This window comes from Sphingopyxis sp. C-1, from assembly GCF_001047015.1.
In the GTDB taxonomy this organism is placed as follows: domain Bacteria; phylum Pseudomonadota; class Alphaproteobacteria; order Sphingomonadales; family Sphingomonadaceae; genus Sphingopyxis.
In genome coordinates this window covers 1,186,054-1,208,759 of record NZ_BBRO01000002.1, presented here as the reverse complement: position 1 = coordinate 1,208,759, position 22,706 = coordinate 1,186,054, and the positions used below count along the sequence as shown (strand labels likewise).

General features: G+C 65.2%; 15 protein-coding genes. 5 read left to right on the top strand and 10 right to left on the bottom strand.

The genetic code is table 11. The features are described from left to right. Positions 1-15: 15 nt before the first annotated feature. From SC1_RS20420 to SC1_RS20405, 4 genes are read right to left on the bottom strand one after another with little or no spacing between them, the layout of a single operon-like run. Positions 16-1,332 carry a DUF58 domain-containing protein gene (locus SC1_RS20420; RefSeq protein WP_062186440.1) on the bottom strand — a complete coding sequence of 439 codons (1,317 nt, stop codon included), beginning with the start codon at positions 1,330-1,332 and terminating at the stop codon, positions 16-18. Next, complete coding sequence (locus SC1_RS20415) at positions 1,329-2,306, bottom strand: MoxR family ATPase (RefSeq protein WP_062186438.1); 978 nt, start codon at positions 2,304-2,306, stop codon at positions 1,329-1,331. Before SC1_RS20415 ends, SC1_RS20420 begins: the two co-directional genes overlap by 4 nt. Then, positions 2,296-3,531, bottom strand: a complete 1,236-nt coding sequence (locus tag SC1_RS20410) for a DUF4350 domain-containing protein (protein WP_062186436.1) — start codon at positions 3,529-3,531, stop codon at positions 2,296-2,298. The genes SC1_RS20415 and SC1_RS20410 overlap by 11 nt, the downstream gene beginning before the upstream one ends. Continuing rightward, positions 3,528-4,229 (bottom strand): DUF4129 domain-containing protein, encoded by a 702-nt coding sequence (locus tag SC1_RS20405; protein ID WP_062186435.1) that lies wholly within the window; start codon positions 4,227-4,229, stop codon positions 3,528-3,530. The genes SC1_RS20410 and SC1_RS20405 overlap by 4 nt, the downstream gene beginning before the upstream one ends. Before the next feature lie 167 nt (positions 4,230-4,396). On the opposite strand from SC1_RS20405, the gene SC1_RS20400 reads away from it, so the two are divergent. The 4 genes from SC1_RS20400 to SC1_RS20385 all read left to right on the top strand — a co-directional run bounded on the left by SC1_RS20400 (position 4,397) and on the right by SC1_RS20385 (position 10,469). Further along, positions 4,397-6,598: a thiamine pyrophosphate-dependent enzyme gene (locus tag SC1_RS20400; protein WP_062186433.1), complete on the top strand. Its 2,202-nt coding sequence runs from the start codon at positions 4,397-4,399 to the stop codon at positions 6,596-6,598. Next, positions 6,595-7,644, top strand: a complete 1,050-nt coding sequence (locus SC1_RS20395; protein ID WP_062186431.1) for an ACP S-malonyltransferase — start codon at positions 6,595-6,597, stop codon at positions 7,642-7,644. Before SC1_RS20400 ends, SC1_RS20395 begins: the two co-directional genes overlap by 4 nt. A 369-nt stretch (positions 7,645-8,013) precedes the next feature. Further along, positions 8,014-8,880 carry a pyrroline-5-carboxylate reductase gene (locus SC1_RS20390; protein ID WP_238586795.1) on the top strand — a complete coding sequence of 289 codons (867 nt, stop codon included), beginning with the start codon at positions 8,014-8,016 and terminating at the stop codon, positions 8,878-8,880. A gap of 11 nt (positions 8,881-8,891) precedes the next feature. After that, positions 8,892-10,469 carry an aldehyde dehydrogenase (NADP(+)) gene (locus SC1_RS20385; protein WP_062187084.1) on the top strand — a complete coding sequence of 526 codons (1,578 nt, stop codon included), beginning with the start codon at positions 8,892-8,894 and terminating at the stop codon, positions 10,467-10,469. A gap of 577 nt (positions 10,470-11,046) precedes the next feature. On the opposite strand, the gene SC1_RS20380 is transcribed toward SC1_RS20385, so the two are convergent. From SC1_RS20380 to SC1_RS20360, 5 genes are read right to left on the bottom strand one after another with little or no spacing between them, the layout of a single operon-like run. Next, a complete protein-coding gene (locus SC1_RS20380) occupies positions 11,047-12,633 on the bottom strand; it encodes a S10 family peptidase (protein WP_062186429.1) in 1,587 nt (528 codons plus the stop codon). 33 nt (positions 12,634-12,666) lie between these two features. Then, positions 12,667-14,469 (bottom strand): DUF885 family protein, encoded by a 1,803-nt coding sequence (locus SC1_RS20375; protein WP_062186428.1) that lies wholly within the window; start codon positions 14,467-14,469, stop codon positions 12,667-12,669. Positions 14,470-14,477: 8 nt separating this feature from the next. Beyond that, the gene (locus SC1_RS20370; protein WP_062186426.1) at positions 14,478-16,229 is read right to left on the bottom strand and encodes a DUF885 family protein; all 1,752 of its coding nucleotides are present in this window, start codon (positions 16,227-16,229) and stop codon (positions 14,478-14,480) included. Positions 16,230-16,246: 17 nt separating this feature from the next. Beyond that, complete coding sequence (locus SC1_RS20365; RefSeq protein WP_062186424.1) at positions 16,247-17,959, bottom strand: gamma-glutamyltransferase family protein; 1,713 nt, start codon at positions 17,957-17,959, stop codon at positions 16,247-16,249. 37 nt (positions 17,960-17,996) lie between these two features. Then, entirely contained in the window at positions 17,997-20,384 is a 2,388-nt protein-coding gene (locus SC1_RS20360; protein WP_152682499.1) for a glycoside hydrolase family 127 protein, read from the bottom strand. A 106-nt stretch (positions 20,385-20,490) separates the two neighbouring features. Here SC1_RS20360 and SC1_RS20355 point away from each other — a divergent pair, with 106 nt between their 5' ends. Next, positions 20,491-21,507, top strand: coding sequence for an Ldh family oxidoreductase (locus SC1_RS20355; RefSeq protein ID WP_083436021.1), 1,017 nt, complete (start codon positions 20,491-20,493; stop codon positions 21,505-21,507). On the opposite strand, the gene SC1_RS20350 is transcribed toward SC1_RS20355, so the two are convergent. Continuing rightward, positions 21,504-22,706, bottom strand: coding sequence for a Xaa-Pro peptidase family protein (locus SC1_RS20350; protein WP_062186420.1), 1,203 nt, complete (start codon positions 22,704-22,706; stop codon positions 21,504-21,506). The two genes, SC1_RS20355 and SC1_RS20350, sit on opposite strands and share 4 nt — an antisense overlap.

Genomic DNA, 22,706 nt, shown 5'->3' with positions numbered 1-22,706 from the left:
GGGCGGCGGGCGGGATCACAGGCTGCCCGCCCGTTTGATGCCGAGATAGGCCTCGACAGCGCTCGCTCCCATCGCGTCGGCCGGAACCTCGATAACGTCGGCGCCGAGGCGCTGGAGCCGCGCGATCACGAGCTGCCGGTCGCGCAGCATCGCCGCGGCGACGTTCGAGCGCGTGATGTCGGCACCGCTTTCGGGGCGCCGCCGTTCCTCTGCCTCGACCTCCTCGTCCTTGATGACGACGAATAGCAGCCGATGCTTCTTAGCCAGCCGACCGGCGGCGCGGATCATCAGGTCGGCGCTCGTCGCGTCGGTGAATTCGGTGAAGAGGATGATCAGCGAGCGACGGTTGAGCTGCGCGCTGAGCGTCGTCAGCGCGAGGGTGAAATTGCTCTCGACATGCGCATAGTCGATCAGGCTGGCTGCCCGCTGCAACGCCGGGAAATCCTGGGTGTGCATATAAGCGGGGGTCAACGTCTGCGGCTTTGCGGCAAAGGAGAAGAAGCTGATCCGATCGTTCAGTTTCAGCCCGACATAGGCGAGCAGCAGCGCCGCCGACACCGCGCGGTCGACGCGCGGCATGCCGCCGACGGGCTCAGCCATCGTCCGTCCGCCGTCGATCGCGAGCACGACGCGGTTGTCGCGTTCGACGCGATATTCCTTTGCCAGCAATTTGACGTGGCGCGCCGACGCGTTCCAGTCGATCGCGCGGCGATCCATCCCCGGCTGATATTCGGCGAGCGCCTCATATTCAGTGCCTTCGCCGCGAAAGCGCTGTTGGCGAAGACCGAACCAGCTATTGCGCTGGAACAATCGGCTGCCTTCGTCGGTCACCGCGCGCAGGCTGGGGACGACGTTGATCGACCCGTCGATCGCAAACTTGCGCTGTTTCCAGACCAGTCCGAGCGGCCCTGCCCAGCGGATCCACAGCGCCTCGACCAATGCCTTCCCTCGCCGCGATGCAGTGAGCGACAATGTGCGGACGAGGGCTTCGCCGGTGGCCGTCCGACGCATATCGTCCGCGAGACGCCCGCCCTCGGCAAGCCGCTCGTCGAGCGCGAGTGCGACCTCGGCACGCGGTGGAAGCGCGGCGGCCCTCGCGGATAGAGCGAGATCGAATGGATCGCCGACCCCGACCTGATGTGGAAACTGAGCATCGAGACGGAGATGGCGCGGATTGGCGCCCGCGATGGTATCGAGGACCAGGCAGGCGAGGATCACACCGATCCAACCGGGCGCGACCAGCCACAGCTCGGGCCGGATCAGCCCGAGCGCGAGCGCCATTGGGGCGCCCGCGAGCAGCAAGTAGATCGCCCGGCGGGTGGGATAGATCACCGGGGAACTTCCTCGCGATCGAGCAATGCTGCGACGATCTGCTCGACGCTGCGCCCTTCGATCTCGGCGGCGGCCGACAGGATGACGCGGTGGCGCAGCACGCCCGCAGCGAGGCGCTGGACGTCGTCGGGGATCACATAGTCGCGCCCGTCGAGCGCCGCCGCGGCGCAGGCCGCGCGCGCGAGCAAGGTCGCGGCGCGCGGGCTGGCGCCGCATTCGAGGTCGGCGCTCTCGCGCGTCGCGCGGACGATGCGGACGATATAATCGACGATCTCGTCGGCGAGGCGAACGGTCGCGATCGTGTCGATCGCGGCCTCGATCGTCTTGGCGTTCGCAACCTCGGTGACGCCGAAATCGGCGACCGCGGGACTTTTGAAGCGCCCGCCATGGTCGGCGACGATGCGCCGCTCTTCATCGGCGGCGGGATAGTCGACGACGAGCTTGAACAGGAAGCGGTCGAGCTGTGCTTCGGGCAGCGGGTAGACGCCTTGCTGCTCGATCGGGTTCTGCGTCGCGAGCACGGTGAAACGCGGGCTCATTACATGCGCTTCGCCGTTGATCGTCACGCGGCGTTCCTGCATCGCTTCCAGCAGCGCGGCCTGTGTCTTGGGAGGCGTGCGGTTGATCTCGTCGGCGAGCAGCAGTTCGGTGAAGATCGGCCCCTTGGTCAGAGTAAAGCTCGACGTCTGAAAGTTGAACAGGTTCGACCCCAAAATGTCGCCCGGCATCAGGTCCGGCGTGAACTGGATGCGCCCGAAATCGAGCCCCGTTGCCCTCGCGAACGCCTGCGCCAGCAAAGTCTTTGCGGTGCCCGGCGGACCTTCGAGCAGGACATGCCCGCCCGCGAGCAGCGCGATCGTCACCATTCGGGTGAGCGGCGCCTGCCCGAACACGACCTTGGCGACCTCGGCCTCGATCGCGGCACCGAGCGCCTGGACGCTCTCAACGCCTTTGCCGACGGGATTAGCTGTCACGGAGTAAATCCTTCCTGATGTCGTGCAGCGCTTGCGCGTCTGCCAGAAATTCGTGGGTATTGCGCGCGAGCGGCAGGCGCCGCGCGAGGCTGGAGAAGAGTTCGCTTCCCGGATCCAGATGCTTGTCGATCCAGCGGTCGGTCGCCGCATCGTCGAACCCGCCGGGCGCGTGGAGCCGCCGCGCGATCGCGATACGCTGGCTTTTCACATACGCGTCGGCGCCGTCGAGTTCGCGCCGTGCCTGTTTGATCAGGTCGGCACTGTTCGCGATCAAGGCCGCCTTCGATACCGGAATCGCGCGGCCGGGCCGCAGTGCCGGGCCAAAGCGCATCCATGCCTGCCACAGCGCGAGCAGCCCGGCGGCGATCAGGCAAAGCGTGATGCCGATAAAGGGCGGGACGAAGGCAAAGCGGAGCAGCGAGCGCTGGCCGCCGAAGCCGTTGAGCGTCAGGTCGAACACAAGGCCGTCGGCGTCGGCATATTCGGCAATGGCGTCGATCAGGTTTGCCGCCGCGACCGCCCTATCGCGCGTTGAAAAAGCGAAATTGTTGATGAGATCAGGGTCGGCGAGGATGTAGAGGTCGCGGTCGCCGACTTGCGCGAGCACCGCGCCACCGTTCGGCCCTGCGATCAGCGTTTCGAGATTGTCACCCGTGATCGTCTGCACATTGTCGGGTAGCGCGGCGATGAAGCTGCGTCCGGCAAGCCGTGCCGGCACTTCCTGCGCCTTGCTGGCCGCCGCCTTGATCTCAACCGTCCCGAAATGCGCGGAAGGCAGCATCTTGGCCGGCGGCCGGGCCGGAACCCCCGCGCTGACCCATCCCGGCTTCTGCGTCTGCCCCGGCACGGCGATCGTCTGCCATTTGGGCAGCACGATCAGCGCGGCCGTACTACGTTGCGCATCGAGCAGTTCGGCAATTTCAGGGGCGCGAGTGCGGTGTGTAGGCGTCAGCACGAGCAGCGGTTCATATTCGTCATATTGCGTCGTATCGACGCGACGCCGGAGTTCAACGTCGGCTCCGGCGCGCTCGACGAGGTCGACAATCCCCGCATAGCCCGGCGCCGCCTTTGACAGCGCGTGACCGCCACCATCCTTGCCGCTGCTGAGCTGCGGGCCCAATGCGATCAACGCCCACAGCGCGATAAAGGCGACGATGCCGATCACCACGACGCCCGCGATCAACCGGGGATTGAAACCATGGTCATTGGTGGCCGAATTGCTCATGCCCGCGCCCAATTCTTCGGCACCGTCAGTTCGGCATAGGCGCCGCGGCATGTCTGCCATGCGCCGGCGTCGATCGAGCGTCCGCCGAAGAGACTGATCTCGACCGCGCGGGCGATGCGGCTGAACGCGTCGCGGGCCGCCGCGGGCAGGTCGCGCGCTTCGGCAAGATCGCGCGAGGTCATGGCGGGCCTGACGAGCCCTGGGCGGCGGTTTTCGATGTCTTCGACGCTGCGATAGAGCAGAAGATGCACCGCTTCCGCAAAGCGTCCCTCGGCAGCGAGCGCGTCAGCCTCGGCAAGCAACGCGCGCGCCGCGCCGGCTTCGGCCAGGCCGATGCCGTCTTCGGCATCGTCACCCGCCGCCTTGCGACGGAACGGCAGATTATCGACCCAGCGCGCAAAGGCGGGAACGAAATGGTAGAGGAGGAACAGGACCAGCAGCGCGACCCCGATCCACATCAGCGGCTTGGCAGCCGGCGCGCTCCACTGAAAAAAGTTTCCGATCGCGTCGAACAGCGACCTCAGCCACTCGGGTGTCGGCGGCGGCGGGGGCGGCGGCGGCGGCGGGAAGGCGGTCTGGATCTCGCCGCCCGCGATCGTCTGGCTATAGCCCGGATCGACGAGTTCGGGATCGAGCAGCCATCCTTGGCTGGACGGTTCGGACGCGGTCGACGCCTGGGCGATCCATAAGGATATCATGTTGAAAAGATGGCCCCGCCCCGATCGTGCATCGAATATGGTGGTAGCGCGAGCGAGCGCGGCAAGGCAAGAGATGCTTGCGCGCCGGACTGCCCCGTTCTAGCGCGCGGCAAAATCGGCCCGGTTGATTACATTCGTAACCACAGGCCGCGCGACAGGAGAGACAGGTGGACGCGGCGCAGGCGGTACATGAAAAATTCCTCGCAGCATTGGCCGCGGGCAGGCTGCCCGACCGCGCCGATGCGCCAGATCCAGCGGCGGTCGGATTGTCGCGCGCCGAAGCCACCGATATCTTCCTCTCGCAGTTGACGAGCCGCCAGATGGACCGCCTCTCACGCCATTTGCAGGCGCGCGGCGAAGGCTTCTATACGATCGGATCGTCGGGACACGAAGGCAATGCCGCGGTCGCGGCGGCGCTGCGCGTCACCGACATGGCCTTCCTTCACTACCGCTCGAACGCGTTCCAGCTCCACCGGTCGCGCCAGCTTCCGGGCGGGACGCCGACGTGGGACATGCTGCTGAGCTTTGCGGCGTCGAGCGAGGATCCGATCTCGGGCGGACGCCATAAGGTGATCGGATCGAAGCCGCTCAATATCCCGCCGCAGACATCGACGATCGCCTCGCATCTGCCGAAGGCGGTGGGCGCGGCCTTTTCGATCGGCATCGCCCGCCGGCTCGGCATGACCGGGCTACCGCTTCCCGACGACGCGGTGGTCCTGACCAGCTTCGGCGACGCCTCGGCGAACCATTCGACCGCGCAAGGGGCATTCAACACCGCGGGCTGGGCAGCGTTCCAAGGGTCGCCTATGCCGCTGATCTTTCTGTGCGAAGATAATGGCATCGGCATTTCGACGCGCACTCCGACCGGGTGGATCGAGGCGCAATTCCGTCACCGCGCGGGGCTGCACTATATCAAATGCGACGGCACCGATCTTGTGTCGGCCTATGCCGGTGCGGCCGAAGCGGCGGACTATGCGCGCCGTTGTCGCAAGCCGGTGTTCCTTCACATGGCGACGGTGCGTCTTTATGGCCATGCGGGTTCGGACGTCCAAGGCGCCTATCTGCCCAAGGCGCTGATCGAGGCTGACGAAGCGCGCGACCCGTTGCTTGCCGGCGCCGCGATCATGACCGAGCAGGGCTGGATGTCGCCCGCCGAGATTGCCGAAGCCTATGAGGATATCGGTGCGACGCTGGCGCGTCAGGCCGAGGCGGCGATCCTGCGGCCCAAGATCACGACGCCCACGCATGTGATGGAAAGCCTGATCCCGCCGAAACGCGAAGTAACGCGAGACAACGCCCCGTCGCACGGAGACCGCAAGGCGATGTTCGGTAGCGACGCCGGGCAAATGGACAAGCCGATGCACATGGCGCGGCTATTGAGCTGGGCGCTGGCCGACCTGATGCTTGCGCACAAGGAGATCATCGTCGCAGGTGAAGATGTCGGGCCGAAGGGCGGCGTCTATAACGTCACCGCAAAGCTTCACCAGCGCTTCGGATCGGCGCGCGTCGTCAACACCTTGCTGGACGAACAGGCAATCCTGGGGCTCGCGATCGGCATGGCGCACAACGGCTTCCTGCCGATGCCCGAAATCCAGTTCCTTGCCTATGTCCACAACGCCGAGGACCAGATCCGCGGCGAGGCGGCGACGCTCAGCTTCTTCTCGGACGGGCAATATACCAACCCGATGGTGCTTCGCATTGCGGGGCTTGGTTACCAGAAGGGTTTCGGCGGCCATTTCCATAACGACAACAGCCTCGCGGTCTTCCGCGATATTCCGGGCGTCATCCTGGCAGTGCCGTCGAACGGGCGCGATGCCGTCGCAATGCTGCGCGAGTGCGTGCGGCTTGCGCGTGAGGAACAGCGCGTCGTCGTTTTCGTAGAGCCGATCGCGCTCTATATGACGCGTGACCTGCATCAGGAAGGCGATGGTCTGTGGACCAGCGTATATGAAGCACCAGGGTCGGAAACGCCGATCCGCTTCGGCGATGTCGGCGTGCATGGCGACGGCACGGATCTGGCGATCGTCACCTATGGCAATGGATATTATCTTTCGCGGCAGGCCGAGAAGCTGCTCGCGGCCGACGGCGTCAAGGCGCGCGTGATCGACCTGCGCTGGCTCGGCCCGGTTGACGAGGACAAGTTGGTAACAGCCGTGGGCGACGCGAAACATATCCTGATCGTCGACGAATGCCGCATCACCGGATCGCAGAGCGAGGCGCTGATGGCGACCTTTGTCGAGCGCGCTCCGGACAAGAAGCTCGCGCGCATCGCCGCCGACGATAGCTTCATCCCGCTGGGCCGCGCGGCAACGCTGACGCTTCCGAGCCGCGATTCGATCTACGCGGCCGCCAAGGAGTTGCTGGCATGAGCGCGGGCAAGAAGACCGCGCTCGTCATCGCGCCCGGTCGCGGCACTTATGGCAAGGGGGAACTCGGCAGCATCGCGGGGCTCCACGGGGCGCGCTTCGGCGACGTCATCGCGGGTTTCGACGCGCAGCGCCGCGCGCGCAGCCAACCGACGGTAACCGAACTCGACGGCGCCGACCGCTTCAGCGTTGCAACCCACATGCGCGGCGATGTCGCCGCGCCGCTGATCTATACCGCGACGATACTCGACTTCCTGAGTATCGATCGCGACGCCTATGATATCGTCGCCGTCGCGGGCAATTCGATGGGCTGGTACAGCGCGCTGGCACTTGGCGGCGCAGTGTCGGTCGAAGACGGTTTCCGCATCAGCAATGCGATGGGGCTCAACAGCCAGACGCACGGGCCGGGCGGGCAAATCTTGCTGCAAGTCGTCGATGAGGATTGGCGCGCCGTCCCCGGTTTGCGCGAAACGCTCGTCGCGCTCGTCGCCAGTATCGATTCGCGCGCCGGTCATGCTCTGGCGCTCTCGATCGATCTTGCCGGGATGCTCGTTCTCGCGGGCAATGAGGAAGGCGTCGCCACCCTGCTCGCCGAAGCGCCGAAGACTCCCGGTCGCGATCCGCTCCGCCTCGCCGGCCATGGCCCCTTCCACACACCGCTGATGTTCGGCAGCTCGGACAAGGCCAAGGCCGAATTGCCGGCTTCGCTATTTGGCCGCTCCGCGCTGCCAATGGTCGACGGGCGCGGTCATATCTGGCGTCGCCACGCGAGTGATCCCGCCGCAGTCTGGGATTACACCTTTGGCCACCAGATCCTCGCCCCCTATGATTTCGCTTTGTCGGTACAGGTCGCGGTCAAGGAATTTGCTCCCGACGTCATCATCCTGCCGGGGCCGGGCGACACGCTCGGCGGCGCAATCGCCCAGTCGCTGATTGGCATCAATTGGCAGGGAATTGCGAGCAAGGCCGATTTCGCCGCCCGGCAGGCGGCCGATCCGATCCTGCTGTCGATGGGTCGGGCCGAACAGCGCGCGCTCGTCACCCGATAACGTAGGGCCGGCAGGGAGGATGGCCCTACCGGCCCTGTCGTTTGCACGCGGTCAGGTGGGGTTGACCTTGTGCAGGTGAACGGCAGCGCCACTGGGGACCAACTCAATGGCGGTGCACCGTTCATCTTCCTTGTAGGTACTACGTGCTGTTTCTGGCCAAGTTCCAGAACAATTGGATACCAAAACGGAGCGGATCACCAGCACACCGCCCGCAAACCCTGCAATGGACTGCAAATGTAGCAGTTCGTCGGCGAATATGGTGACGCCGCGTGCCCGATGCGATCGCGGAGCAATCGCGACCGCTTGACCAAAATCGTATACGATGTACTAAGGCGCTCCTCAGCCATATCTCCCGCGGAGACGCCTCGCTTGACGTCCGATTCGACAGAAATTTTGCCCGCCGCGCCGCTCGGTTCCGTCACTATCCTGTTGGTCGGTTGCGGTAATATGGGCGGCGCCATGCTCGCGGGCTGGCTGCAAAGCGGCATAGCAGCCGCGTCGATAACCGTCGTCGACCCGTCGCTTGCGACCGCGCCGGCCGGCGTGCGATTGTGCGCTTCGGTCCCGGCCGACCTTGCGCCGCCCTCGGTGCTCGTGCTTGCGGTCAAGCCTCAGAAGCTCGCCGAAGTCGCCCCGACGCTGGCGGAATTGGTAACGCCGCACATGATGCTGGTTTCGGTGCTGGCGGCGGTCGAGTTTGCGACGCTCCGGCATCATTCCCCCGCCGCTGGATCCAGGGTTCGCGCGGTGCCCAATCTCCCTGCGGCGATCGGGCGCGGGTTTACGGCACTGGCGGGAGACGGCGCCGACGGCGCGTCGCGCGCGCTGGCCGAAGCATTGTTTGCGCCGCTCGGGCTCGTCGAATGGATGGAAAACGAGCGACTTTGCGCCATTGCGACGACGGTTTCGGGGGCGACGCCCGCCTTCTTCTTCCGGATCGCCGACGCGATGGCGCTCGCCGCCGAGGCACAGGGACTGAGCCGCGCACAGGCGCTGAGAATGATCGCCGAAACGATGGCCGGATCGGCTGCGATGCTGGCCAGTGCCGAGGCCGACCCCGCCGATATGGCACGCCGTGTCGCCAGCCCGGGGGGCGTGACGCTCGCGGGTCTCCAAGTCCTCGACGACAAAGATGCCCTCACCCGCCTGATGGCAGACACAATTGCCGCGTCGGCGGCGCGCAACGACGAAATGACCCGGGCCTTCCGCCCCCATTCCCTCCCCCAAGATCAATGAAGGACCTGCAAATGATAGATGGCTCGATTTTCGTCGGCGCGGCCGAAGATAGCGGAACCGAGACCTTCGTCGCGATCGATCCGTCGACCGGACAGAAGATCGAGCCGCCGTTTGGCGCGGCGGACGCGAGCCACGTCGAACGCGCCTGCGCGCTGGCCGATGCGGCTTTCGCCAGCTTTTCCGAAACCACACTAGAGGCGCGCGCCGCCTTTCTCGAAGCCATTGCCGACGGCATTGCCGCGATCGGCGACGAGCTGATCGAACGCGCGATGGCCGAGAGCGGCCTGCCGCGCGCACGGCTCGAAGGCGAGCGCGGCCGCACCATGGGCCAGCTCCGCATGTTCGCCGCCTTCGTCCGTGCGGGCGACTGGCTGCACGCGACGATCGACCCCGCCATGCCGGATCGCGCACCGCTGCCGCGGCCCGACCTGCGGCGCCGTCATGTCGCGCTGGGCCCCGTCGCGGTGTTCGGCGCAAGCAACTTTCCGCTCGCTTTCTCGGTCGCCGGCGGCGACACCGCCTCGGCGTTTGCCGCGGGCTGTCCGGTGGTGGTCAAGGGGCACCCGGCGCATCCCGGGACGGGCGAGCTTGTCGCACGCGCGATCCGCGCCGCGGTCGCAGGCTGCGGGCTCCACGAAGGCGTCTTCTCCTATCTGCCCGGCCCGTCGAACGCGCTGGGCGGCGCACTCGTCGCCGATCCGCGGATCAAGGCGGTCGGCTTTACCGGCTCCCGCGGAGGCGGGCTTGCGCTGATGCAGATCGCCGCCGCGCGCGCCGAACCGATTCCGGTCTATGCCGAGATGAGCAGCATCAATCCGGTCGTCCTTTTCCCCGCCGCGCTCCAGAACCGGGCCGAGGCGCTGGGCGAGGCTTTCGCCCAGTCGCTCACGATGGGCGCCGGACAATTCTGCACCAATCCCGGCCTGTTGATCGCGCTGGAGGGCCCCGATCTCGACCGCTTCGCCGCTGCGGCGGGCGCGGCGCTTTCGGCCATCGCGCCCGCGACAATGTTGACGCCGGGCATTCACAAGAGCTTCGAAAGCGGCGTCGACGCGCTCGAACGCCACGCAGCGACGCAGCTTGTCGCGCGCGGCGCCGAAGGATCGGGCACTTGTGCGGCACGCGGTGCGCTGTTCATCACCGATGCTGCGGGTTTCCGTGCCGACGCGGCGCTTGGCCATGAGGTTTTCGGCTCATCCTCTGTGATTGTCCGCTGCCACGATATCGACGAGGTCGCGGCATTGATTGCCGGACTGGAGGGTCAGCTCACCGCGACGCTTCAGATCGACGCCGACGATGAGCCGCTCGCCGCGCGGCTGCTGCCGCTGATCGAGCGCAAGGTCGGGCGCATCCTCGCCAATGGTTGGCCGACGGGTGTCGAGGTGTGTCATGCCATGGTGCATGGCGGGCCTTATCCCGCCACCTCGGACGGACGGAGCACGTCGGTCGGCACGCTCGCGATCGAGCGCTTCCTGCGCCCCGTCAGCTACCAGAACCTCCCCGAAAGCCTGCTCCCGGCGGCGCTGAAACCCGCCAACCCGTGGGGCATCGCGCGGCGTGTCGACGGTGCGCTTGTTGCAAGCGGTTGATTGGGAGAGGCTGCTTTGGGGTGGGAGCGGACATCCCGTCCCCCACTTCCGTCATCCCGGGCTTGACCCGGGATCCCGCTTTTTGGCGCGCTGACTGACTTCGATTTCAAGCGGGACCCCGGATCAAGTCCGGGGTGACGAAAAAGGATTGGTCGGCAACCGGTCGTTTCCCATTTGCACCCCGGCGAAGGCCGGGGCCCAGGGCTTCAGAGAGCCGACCTCTGCTCGTTGCGCTCTGGACCCCGGCCTTCGCCGGGGCACACACCTGCAACGGCAGCAACCGGCCATTTTCGGACCTCTGTCATCGCCGTTCGTATCCGGCATCGAGGCTGCGCAAGACGTGCGCTATATTCCAAAGTTCAGGAAAGTTCAGCCCCGTGCGCGCCCCGATTTGGCAGTCGCGGGGTGCTGGGTACGCCCGGCACGTCCCGTCGTGGTCGCTACCTGCAAGCCGGGCAGCGACCGTTTTTGTTCACCAAATGAAAGAGCCGGATGAAGGCTGACACAGCCGGATAATGTAGGAAAGGCCTAATTTGATGCGGTGCGTGTTTGGGGTGGATTCCAGACTCGTCGCCTTTCACCCACCCGGCGTTGCGCTGTCGTAAAAGGCGTCGAGATCCTTCTTGAACTGCCCGATCACCGCGGGGTTGATGTAGACCATGTGGCCCGATTCATAATAATGATAGGTCAGGTTCTGACGCAGCGACGGGTCGATCTGCATATGCTTCAGATCATATTCGGCGCCGAAAAAGGGCGTCGCCATGTCGTAATAGCCGTTGAGTGACAGCACTTTCAGATAGGGGTTCTGGCGCATCGCCGCCGACAGGTCGAGCGCGGTGTTGGCGAGCGCCATCTGCGCCCCGCCCTGCCGCCCGCCCGGCGCGCGATGGCGCTGATCCCAGTTGCCGCCGCCGATCTTGACGTAATAATTCGGGCGGTAGCTGAGTTTGGTTTTGTAGCCGAGCGTGCCGAACAGATATTTGTTGAGCGCGCCGACATAGGGCCCGCTGATCGCCGCGTCGGTCGTGTCGAATTCGGGGCCTTCGCCCGCTGCATCGACGTCGATGCCGACGAAACGCGAATCGAGCCGGCCGACCGTCCGCTTCTGGTCGCGCATCAGTTCCTTGCGGAACCGCGAGAGCTCGACGCGCAGGTCGGCGTCGAGGATATATTTGACCGACAGGCCGGTATAGGCGCTCATCTGCTGCGCGACGGCGTTGCGTTCCTCGTCGCCGAGGTCCGATCCCTTGGCGAGCGCGGAGGCGTAGGGGCCCGTCGTCCATTGCCGCACTTCGGTCAGGAAGGGTTCGAGCGCGGCGGGCTTGTTGGGCAGCCGGTTGTGATACCAAGCGGTCGCGGCATAGGTCGGCAGATAGGTCAGGTAGATCTGGTCGTAGCCCGGCTGGCGCACGCCATAGTTCAGGATCGACGACAGCAGGACGACGCCGTTCATCTGGACGCCGCGTTGCTGAAGCGCATAGACGAGGCCGGCGCCGCGCAGCGTGCCATAGCTTTCGCCGAACAGGAATTTCGGGCTGTCCCATCGGTCGTTGATCGTAAGGTAGCGCATGATGCCGCGTGAAAAGGCGTCGATATCCTGATCGACGCCCCAGAATTCGGGGCCCTTCGACTTGCCGATCGGGCGCGACAGGCCGGTGCCGATGGCGTCGAGGAAGACTATGTCGGTCTTGTCGAGCAGCGTCTCGGGATTGCTGCGGATGCGATAGGGCGCGGGTGCGGTGCTGCCGGCGGTCGGCGTTTCGACGAGCACCGGGCCGATAGATCCCATGTGCAGCCACATGCTCGACGATCCCGGCCCGCCGTTGAAGGTGAAGGTCACGGGCCGCGGCGCAGCGCCCTTGGGCCGGTCGGCGACATAGGCGACATAGAACATGCTCGCGACCGCTTCCCCGTCGTCGTTGCGGATCGTGAGCGTGCCAGGCGTGGCGGTATAAGCGATCGTCCGCCCCGCGACCGTCACGCTGCCGCGTTTCGGCTGCGCATCCTCCTCGGCGCTGGCGCGCGCGATATCCTCTTCGGGTTCGTTCGTATCGGCCTTGGCGCTTTCACTCTTGCCGGTTTCGGCATTCTTGTCCTGCGCGGCGGCGGGAAAGGCGAGCGCCGCGGCGAGCGCGACGACAAGCGGGGTGCGGTTCATACGCATGGATCTCTCCTGGGGATGTGTCGGTTTATGGGATCAGGGCGCGACCGCGGTCGGGCCCTCGCCGCCGTCGGCGATGAATTTTTCGAGCTGTTGTTCGAGCACCGGCAGCGGCACCGACCCCAAGGCGAGGAAGGTATCGTGGAATTTGCGCTGGTCGAACTTTGGCCCCAACTCGGCCTCTGCCTTGGCGCGCAGGCGTCGGATCGTGATTTCGCCAAGCTTGTAGGCGAGCGCCTGCCCCGGCCAACTGATATAGCGGTCGATCTCGGTCTCGACATCGTGGCGAGCGAGCGCGGTGTGGCTCGCAAGATAGTCGATCGCCTTTTCGCGGCTCCAGCCATAATGATGAACGCCGGTGTCGACGACGAGCCGCGAGGCGCGCCACATCTCGAACGACAGCCGTCCGAAATCCTCATAGGGCGTGCGATAGATGCCCATCTTGGTGCCGAGCCATTCGGTATAGAGCCCCCAGCCTTCGCCATAGCCCGAGAAATAGGTCTGGCGCCGGAACGCCGGCCATTTCGTCGTCTCGAGCGCGACCGCAGCCTGGAAGCTGTGCCCGGGGACGCATTCGTGGAGCGTCAGCGCGGGGATCTGGTACAGCGGGCGCGAAGGCAGGTCATAGGTGTTCATCAGGCACGCATCGAGCCCACCGCGTCCCGATGTATAGGTTGGGGCGATCGCGTCGGGCACCGGCAGGATGGTGAAGCGGTAACGCGGCAGGAAGCCGATGGTATATTTGAGCTGACCGTCGGCGCGTTTCGCGACAAGCGCCGAGAAGGCGAGCAGTTCCTCGGGCGTCTTCGCATAAAATTGCGGATCGGTGCGCAGGAAGTGGATGAAGGCAGCAAGGTCGCCCTTGAACCCGGCCTTTTCCTTCACCTGTTCCATTTCGGCGGTGATCCGCGCGACTTCCTTGAGACCGATCTGGTGGATCTCTTCGGCGGTCAGCGCGGTGGTCGTATATTCCCTGATCTGCGCCTGATAGAAAGCCTTGCCGTCGGGCATCGCTTCGGCGGCGAGCGTGGTGCGCGCCTTCGGCAGATATTCGTCTTTGAAAAAGGTCAGCAGCTTGGCGTAGGCGGGCGCGACTGCCCCCGAAATCACCTGCTGCGCTTCGGCGCGCAGCCGTTCCTGATCGGCCGCAGGGATCGTCGAGGGCATTTTGGCGAAGGCGCTGTAGAAGGGATTTTTCGCCGGATCGGTATCGACATAGGCCGCGATCGTCGCGTCGCGTCCTTCGAGCGAGGCACGCGGTACGCTGAACCCTCGCTTGAGCCCCGCCCGCATGTTGACGATCTGCTCGTCGAAATAGCGGGGAATGTCGCGCATGCGGCCGATGTAGCGCTGATATTCTTCGAGCGACGGCCAGGCGTCGCGCGCGCTCAGCCCCGACCAGAACTGGCTGTCGGCGTTGAACGGCATCTCCCACGTCCGATATTTGCCTTCGGCGACGAACGCCTCGAGGCTGGTGCGCAGCACCGCGGCGTTGATCTTCTCATTCTCCGACAATTGATCGACCGGAATCGCATCGAGCGCGGCGAGCGTCTTTTTCCAATAGGCCTGCCGTGCCGCCTGCGTTGCCGCATCGACGCGCGGCAGATGGTCGGCCGAGGCGGTGAAGGGCGGATCGCCGACGCGGCGGGCAAATTCTTTCTGCCGCCACGCCCATTCCTCTTCATAGAGCGCCTTCAGCCGGGCGTCAGCGCTTCCCGGCGTGGCCGCCGCGGCCAAAGGGGCAGCCGCGGCGGGCGCCTCTGCCGCAGCGGGCGCAAGCGGCAGGAAAGCGAGGGTCGAAAGCAGGATCGTGCGGGTAAGCAATATTCGTCTCCTCATCGGAAAAATCAGGCGGCCGGTTCGGGATTGGGGTTCTTGCCCCCGCCCGCGATCCACTCGTCGAGTACGCGTTCGAGCGTCGGCAGCGGCACCGACCCTAGCCCGAGCAACGTGTCGTGGAACCAGCGCTGATCGAAATTGGCGCCAAGCTTTGCTTCGGCCTCGGCGCGCTTGCGGCGGATCAGCATCTCGCCGAGCTTGTAGGCAAGCGCCTGCCCCGGGTCATTGATGTAACGGTCGACCTCGATCGTGACCTCATGATCCGACAAGGCGGTATGCGCTTTCATGAAATCGAGCGCCTGCTGGCGCGTCCAGCCCTTGTGATGCAGCCCGGTGTCGACGACAAGCCGCGCGGCGCGCCACATTTCATAGGTTTCGCGGCCGAACTCGTCATAGGGCGTCTCGTAAATGCCCATCTGAATGCCGAGCCATTCGGTATAGAGCCCCCAGCCCTCACCATAGCCCGAGAAATAGGTGGTGCGGCGGATCTGCGGCCGGTCGGGCGCCTCGAGCGCGAGTGCGGCCTGGAAGCTGTGGCCGGGTGCGCATTCGTGCGCGGTCAGCGGCGGGATCGTATAGAGCGGCCGCGCCGGGAGGTTATATGTGTTCATCAAACAGCTTTCGAGCCCGCCGTTGCCGCCGGTCGCGAAGGGCGCGATATTGTCCGGCGTCTGACGGATCGTGAAGCGATAGCGTGGCAGATGACCGACAAGGAATTTGAGCTGGCCGTTGATCTTGTTCGCGACATAGGCCGATTTCGCCATCAGTTCGTACGGCGACTTGGCGGCAAACTGCGGGTCGGTCTTTAGGAAGTGGAGGAAGCCGGCGAAATCGCCCGTCCATCCCGACTTCTTCATCGTCGCCTGCATATCGGCGTCGATCCGCGCGACCTCCTTGACCCCGATTTCGTGGATTTGCTCGGGCGTCAGGTCGAGCGTCGTATATTGGCGTATTTTCGCGGCATAATAGGCCTTGCCGTCGGGCAGCGCCTCCCCCGCGATCGGGACGCGCGCGTTGGGGATATATTCGTCGCGCACGAACGCGCGGAGCTTGGCGAAAGCGGGCGCTGCCGCCGCAACCGCGGCGCGGCCCTCGGCGACGAGGGCGGCGCGCTCGCTTTCGGGAATATTGCCGGGGATCGCGGCGAAGCTGGTGAAAAGCGGATTCTTGTCGACATTGGGGTCGGCCAATGGCGCGATCGGCGCATCGCGGCCCGCAAGCGAAACGCGCGGTTTGGTGAAGCCACGCTTGAGGCCCGCGCGCATGTTGACGATCTGCTCGTCGATATAGCGCGGCATGTCGCCAAGGCGCTTGATATAGTTGCGATAGGCCTGTGCCCCCGACAATCCGCCGCGCGGCGCGATCCACGTCCAGAAACCGAATGGATCCTCAAACTCGCGATATTTCTGTTCGAGCGCAAACTCCTCGAGCGCGGTCTTGAATACTTCGGCGTTGATCCGCTCTTCGGGCGAGAGCTGGTCGAAGGGGATTTTGTTGAGCTCGGCCAGCGCGTTGCCCCAATAGGCGGCGCGGCGCGCCTGGCTCGCGGCGTCGACGTTCGGCAGACGGTCGCTGCCTTCGCGTTCGCCGTCGGGGTCGAGCGCGAGTTCCTTGGTACGCCACTGCCATTCGGCGTCATAAAGCGCCTTCAGCCGCGCGTCGGCCGAGGCGGTCGCCGATTGGGTCGTCGCCTGTGCAAAGACGGGGGTGGCGGTCGCGAGCGCGGTGACAGCCAGCGCGGCGGCGGCGAAATATCGCATCTTCTCTCTCCTGTTGATCAGTAGCCGGCGGCAAGGCCGGCGCGGCGGGGGTCGGCAACGCCGGTCAGGCTGCCGTCGGGATTGCGCTGGATCGCCTGGATCGATCCGAAGTGCCAATTATAGGGGGCAGTCGGGCGGACATTGACGCCGTAACGCGTCTTGAGTTCGTCGCGCACCGCTTGCGTCACGCGGCTTTCGATCACCATCGGCACGCCGGCCTGCGATCCCTGGAAACGCGGCGCGTCGACCGCCTGCTCGAGCGGCATGCCGTAACCGAGCAGGTTGATCAGCGTGATCGTCACCGCGCGCGACGACAGGCCGGGCGACCCGATCGTCATCCACGGCTTGCCGTCCTTGGCGACCATCGTCGGCGGGAAGGGCGAAATGACGCGGCGACCGGGGCCGGCGGTATTGCCGGGGAAATTGTTGCCGCTGTTCATCGCGATCCCGTCGACGACCATGCCGGTCGCGAAGGTGCTGCCGTAAACCGAGTGGGTGACCGAGGCCATGTTGCCCTGCGCGTCGACCGCCACGAGATGGTTGGTGTCGGTCGAATGGCGGTCGTGGGTACTGAAATCGGCCGCGAGTTCGAGCGCGCCTCCCGGCGTCGCTGCGGCCTGCGGCGATGTTGCTGCCGGTTTGGGCAAGCTGGCGGTCACCTGCGCGGCGAAGCGCTTTGCATTGTCTTTCGACAACAGCATCTCGGTCGGCACGTCATAGCTCAGCGGATCGCGCACGAATTCATCGGTCGCCGTTTCGGCATAACCGAACGCGCGGCGGATCAGTTCGAGTGCCTCGGCCGACTGCGAATAATGCGGCCGCGCCTTGAGGTCGTAATTTTCGGCGACGTTGAGCACCATCGAGATCAGCGTGCCGGCGGTCGACGGCGGCGGCGCGCCGATGATCTCATAACCGTTGTAGGTTGAACGGAGCGGGGTTTCCCAGCGTGCCTTGTACCCGGCAAGCTCTTCCGCTGTCAGCCCGCCGCCGGTCGCGCGCACCGCGGCGACGAAGCGTTGCGCCCATTCGCCGGTGTAGATGTACGACGGCCCCTCGGCCGCAATGCGGCGCATCGCCTGTGCGAGGCGCGGATGCTTCACGATCGTGCCGACGGGCGGGACATAGCCGTCGGGCAGATATTCCTCGCGCCCCGACGGGTAGGCGGAAAGGCGCGTCAGCGCCGCTTCGGCGAGTTCGCCATAGAGGAAGGAATACATCGGATAGCCATCGTCGGCGAGCTTGATCGCAGGGGCGAAATAGTCGGCCCATTTGAGCGTCCCGAAGCGGTCCGCCGCCGCCTTCAGCCCCGCGACGGTGCCGGGAATTCCGATGCGCTTGCCTGATGTGTCGGGCAGCCGTTCGCCGCCGCCGCCGGTATATTGCGCCCAACCGCCGCCGACCTGCGCATCCTTCGTATGGTCGAGTTCGGCATCGAGATAATGATATTCTTTCGTCTTTGCGTCATAATAGAGGATCGAGACCCCACCCGCGAGCGTCGTCATCTGGGGCTCGATCACCGCCTGCATCGGGACCGCGGTCAGCACGGCGTCGAGCGCGGTGCCGCCTTTCTTCATCACCTCGACCATCGCCTTGGTCACCGTGGGGTTGGACGAGGAGGCCATCGCCGATTTGGCGTGGACCGCGGGCTTGGCGCCCTGTTCCTGTGCGAGCGTCGGTGCCGTAAATATCACAAGCCCGAGCGTGACGAGCAGTCGATAGCGTCTGTCCATTTTGCGACCCCCTGTTTCATTGGCAGATATGCGTGCGTCAGACCGTCCCTTTGGTTGTTTCGGGGGCCGAAGCGGGCGTGAAGATGCGGACACCGAAAACGGGGCCGCAACGTGTCGTGTCATTGGCCGGTTGGAAGCGAACCATGACGCTGTCCTTGCCGCGGGTCAGGTCGGCCGGGATCGGATAATCGATCGTGAAGAAGTCGCCGGGATGCCCGCCGTCGAGCGCCTGCGTCACGATCTTCGTCCCGTCGATGAGGATATCGAACAGCTTGTTGCGCTCTTCGCCCCAATAGGTCGCCTGCAGGACGAGCGGACCGGGACGCACCTTCGCCCGATATTCGAAGAAGCCGAAAGTGCGCGCATCGCGCCCGTGGCGTCCACGATAGGTGACGGCATAGCTGTTCTTGGCGGTCAGCTCATGGTCGCGCTCGGGCTGCATTTCGCCGAGGTTCATCACGTCCACCGAACGCCGCGCGAGATCCTGCTGCCGCGCATGTTCGGCAGCGAAGGCGACCTGCTCGCGCGCCCAGCCGGCGTCGTCGAAGCTTTTGAAATAGACCGCGGTGCGGCGATGACGCTGTTGGAAGAAAGGCGCGAAGCTGAGGTCGGCGGGCCGCGCGATGCCGGTGGTGCGAAACCGCCCGGCGGCGGCATCGACTGGCGCGAAACCCGCGAGCAGATCGGCAGCGACAAGCGCGGGGGCAGGCCCGTCGAATGGCCGGTCGGCCGGCCCGAGGTCGGCGGCGAGCACGACGGGACCGTGGAGCAGCGCGACGGTCGACGGATCATCATTCGCGCTTTCGCTGCGCAGCCGCATCGGCAGCGTCAGCGCGATGCGATCGCCCTTGGCCCAGCGGCGGCGGATCACGGCATAATCGCCGGGAGTGCCGGCGGGCATAGGCTTGTCGTTCAACGTCAGCGTTGCGCCTTCGCACCAGCCCGGAATGCGTAGCGCGACCGCGAAGTCGCGCGGACGGTCCAGCGTTTCAAGCGTCAGGTCGATCCGCTCGCCGAACGGATAGGCGGTTTCCATGCGGAATGCCGCGCCCTGGCTTTCCCATGTCGCGGTCGATGCGATGTAGAGATTCACGAGCAGCGTATCGCCGCTCTGCCACCACACCGAATCGCCATGCTTGGCGTGGCTTTCCATCCCCGATCCGACGCAGCACCAGAAATCGTCGAAGGGCTTCGAGAATGTACGCGCCGTCCCCGACATGAGCGGCACCATATAGGCGAACATTCCCGTCGCCGGGTCCTGATGCGCAAGGATATGGTTGGTATGCGCGCGCTCATAATAATCGAACAGCCGGGCCTCGGGCCGCCAGCCATAGAGATGGCGAGTAAGCTTGAGCATATTATAGCTGTTGCAGCTTTCGCACGTCTGCTCGGTGATATGTTTCGAGATCGTCCGCGGCGCGGGGAAATATTCGCGGTCCGCGTTGCCGCCGATGACATAGCTATAGTCGCGGATCACGGTTTCCCAAAAGAAGCGCGCCGCATCGGCGTCGCCCGCCTTGCCGGTGAGTTCGTGCAGGCGGGCAAGGCCGATGATCTTCGGGATCTGGGTATTCGCATGGATCCAAGGCAGCGAATCCCTGCCTTCGCTTAGCGGATCGAGAACCTTGCGGTGGCGCAGCCGTTCGGCAAGGCGCAGCCAGCGCGGGTCTTTCGTCCGCGCGTGCAGTTCGGCGAAGCTTTCGTTGATCCCGCCATGTTCGCAATCGAGAACCTGCTGCACCTGCTGATCGTTCAGCGCGGCGAATACGCCGTCGATATAGGTGCCGAGCCCCGTCGCGACCGGCAGCGCCTTGGCATTGCCGCAAAGTTCCTGCGCATCGAACAACCCGGCGAACAATTTGTGCCAGTTGTAAAAGGGCACCCAGCAGCCGTTGAGGTCGAACCCCATCGAACGGATGTCGCCGCGTTTCAGTTCGGCGAAGATCGCCTTTCCGTCCTCGACCACATCGCCGCGCTTGCGCGTGAAGCCCGCGACATAGCCGTCGCCATGCGCCGCCTGTGCCGCGGCGAGTTCGCCCACGATATAGTCCGCGCGCCGCTTGCATTCCTCATCACCCGTCTGAGCGTACATCAACGATACGGCGGTCAGATAATGTCCCAGGCTGTGCCCGGCGATCGTGTCGCTTTCCCACCCGCCATAGACGGCTCCTTTGGGTTCGAGCCCGGCGCTGGTGCGGAAATTATGGAGCAGTCGGTCAGGTTCGAGCGCGTGCAGATAGCGCCGATTACCCTCGATTGCCTCGAGCCAAGGCGATTGAAGCAGCCGGACGGCGGAGAGCGGCAAGGGTTTGGCGGGACTGAAAGCAGATGCTGCGCCCGTCGCGGCGCGAGCCAAAACGGGGGCAAGCGCAATCGACGCGGCGCCCGCAAGCAGGGTACGGCGATCGACGTGCCATATTTGCATCATGCTCCCCTGAGTCTTCGCTCGCCTTGGCAACAGCATATTATATAGTATACGAATTTAGCAAGCGGCTATAATGGCTCTTGGAACATTTGCTGTGAGAGCACCCATGAACGACGAAAAAGTCCGACTTTCGCTGGATGAAGTGGCAGCGCTGTCGCGCGAAATCCTGACGCACCACGGGCTTGCGCCGCAGCATGTGGTGGCGGTGACCGAAACGATCGTCGCTGGCGAACGCGACGAATGCGCGAGTCACGGGATTTATCGCCTGCTCGTTTGCGTCAACACGCTGAAGACCGGCAAGGTGGTGAAGGACGCCGTGCCCATCGTGCAAGATGTGGCGCCCGCGCTGGTCCGGGTCGATGCGGGCGGCGGTTTTGCGCAAACCGCATTCGGGCAAGGGCTGCCGACCCTCGTCGAAAAGGCGCGGCACAATGGGATAGCTGCCCTCGGGATCAATAATTGCGTTCACTTCGCGGCACTCTGGCCCGAGGTCGAGGCGGTTGCAGCCGCGGGCCTTGTCGCCTTCGCCTGCACCCCCAGCCACGCCTGGGTCGCGCCCGCTGGCGGCATCAAGCCGCTGTTCGGCACGAACCCGATAGCGTTCGGGTGGCCGCGCCCGGGCGATTATCCCTATGTCTTCGATTTCGCGACGAGCGCGGTCGCGCGCGGCGAGATCGAACTCCATCGCCGCGCGGGCAAGCCGATTCCCGAGGGCTGGGGCATCGATACCGAAGGACGCCCGACAACCGATGCCAAGGCGGCGCTGGACGGCGCAATGCTGACCTTTGGCGGGCATAAGGGATCAGCGCTTGCGACGATGGTCGAACTGATCGCGGGTCCGCTGATCGGCGATCTTACCAGCGCCGAATCGATCGCGCTCGATGATGGTGCGGGTTCATCGCCGATCGGCGGCGAATTCATCCTCGCGATCGATCCCGCGGGTTTCCTTGGCGCGGAGGCGGCAAAGCATATCGAACGTGCCGAGGCGGTTTTCGACGCCATCACCGGACAGGGTGCGCGGCTACCGTCGCAGCGCCGTTTCGAGGCGCGCGCGCGCAGCCTCGCGAACGGCGTACAGGTGCCGCGTCAACTCTACGACGACGTGCGCGCCCTGCTCGACTAGCCGAACGGCCGGTCGATCGCGGGCGAGGGTTCGGTGAACCACTTGGCGCCGCTCTCGGTCATATAGAAATGATCCTCCAGCCTGACGCCGAAGCGGTCGGGCAGGACAATCATGGGCTCATTCGAAAAGCACATGCCGGGCGCGAGCGGCGTCGTGTCGCCGCGCACCAGATAGGCGGGCTCGTGGATCGACAGCCCGATACCGTGGCCCGTACGGTGCGGCAGGCCGGGCAGGCGATAATCCGGGCCGAGCCCCGCCTTTTCTAGCACCGCGCGCGCCGCGGCGTCGACCGACTCGCATGGTTCGCCGGGCAGCGCTGCGTCGAATGCCGCGGCCTGCGCTTCCTTTTCGAGCGACCAGATATGCCGCTGTTCCTCGGTCGCGTCGCCAAAGACATAGGTGCGCGTGATGTCCGAATGATAGCCTTCGATGACGCAGCCGACGTCGATCAGCACGACCTCGCCCTCCCGCAACTCGGCGTCGCCCGGCAGTCCATGCGGGAACGCCGTCGAACGGCCGAACTGGACGATGCAGAAGCTGTTGCCGGCCGGCGCCCCGATCGCACGGTGCGCTTCGTCGAGGAAACGCGTTACCTCGCTCGCGCGGATGCCGGGGGCAAGGATGCGCGCGGCGCGGCGATGCACTTCGAGCGTCATCGACTTCGCCTGTTGGAGCAGCGCGAGTTCGGCCGCCGACTTCTGCATCCGGCATCCGTCGACGATCGGGCCGCCATCGATGATATCGAGCGAAGGGCCCGCGCGCCGAATACGGTCGACAAACAGGAATGCCATCGCCGGATCGATCGCAAGCGTCGCCGCGCCGACGTCTTGCAAAGCGCCGACGACGAGCGCGGACGGGCTCTCGTCTTCCTCCCACAATCGCAATTCTACTTCGATCTTGAGGTCAGCCTCTAGCGTTCCGAGTTCGAACGCGGGCGCGATCACGATAGGTTTTCCCGTGCGCGGCAAGAGCATCGCGACGAGCCTTTCGCTTGCGCCCCACGGGATGCCGGCGAAATAGCGCAGGCTAGCGCCCGCCCCGATCAACAGCGCATCCGCGCCGTTCGCGTGCATCAGCCGCCGCGCCTTTTCGATGCGCTGCTCGCGTTCCGCCGCCGCGATCGGCGCGGCGCGATTCGCCCAGAGGGTGATGTCGGCAAGTTCCTGTGCGGCGGTCGATCCGCCGATTCCATTGCTCAT